This is a genomic window from Streptomyces adelaidensis (assembly GCF_016598475.1).
In the GTDB taxonomy this organism is placed as follows: domain Bacteria; phylum Actinomycetota; class Actinomycetes; order Streptomycetales; family Streptomycetaceae; genus Streptomyces; species Streptomyces adelaidensis.
Genome location: NZ_JAEMUX010000302.1, coordinates 1 through 497 on the forward strand (window position 1 = coordinate 1; position 497 = coordinate 497).

Genomic DNA, 497 nt, shown 5'->3' on the forward strand with positions numbered 1-497 from the left:
GTTCTGTCGGTCTTGTCATCGCTCGATGGTGTGACGTTGGGGCATCGTCGCCGGTCAGGAGTTCGGGGTTCGCTTGGGTTATGGCATGAGCATGCGCAAGTCGTACCCGAGCGATCTCACCGATGAGCAGTGGGCGCTCGTCGAACCCGTGATCACGGCATGGAAGGCCCGGCATCCGTCGGTCAGCGGGCATCAGGGGAAGTACGCGATGCGGGAGGTCGTGAACGCGATCCTCTACCAGAACCGCACAGGCTGTCAGTGGGAGTTCCTGCCCCATGACATGCCCCCGCCCGGAGCGGTGAAGTACTACTTCTACCTCTGGCGCGACGAGGGCACCGACCAGGACGTTCACGACCTGCTGCGCTGGCAGCTGCGGGAGAGGCGGAAACGATTAGCCGACCCGAGCCTGGTGGTCCTGGACACGCAGAGCATCCACGCCTCCGTCGGAGTCCCGGCCACGACGACGGGCCGGGACGCCGCGAAAAGGGTGCCGGGCA

Annotated in this window: 1 protein-coding gene; it reads left to right on the forward strand. The window is 65.2% G+C overall.

Annotated features, from left to right (window positions below):
- Positions 1–85: 85 nt before the first annotated feature.
- Positions 86–497, forward strand: a 412-nt coding sequence (locus I8N67_RS41965; protein WP_200309661.1) for a transposase, incomplete at its 3' end; no start/stop codon positions are given.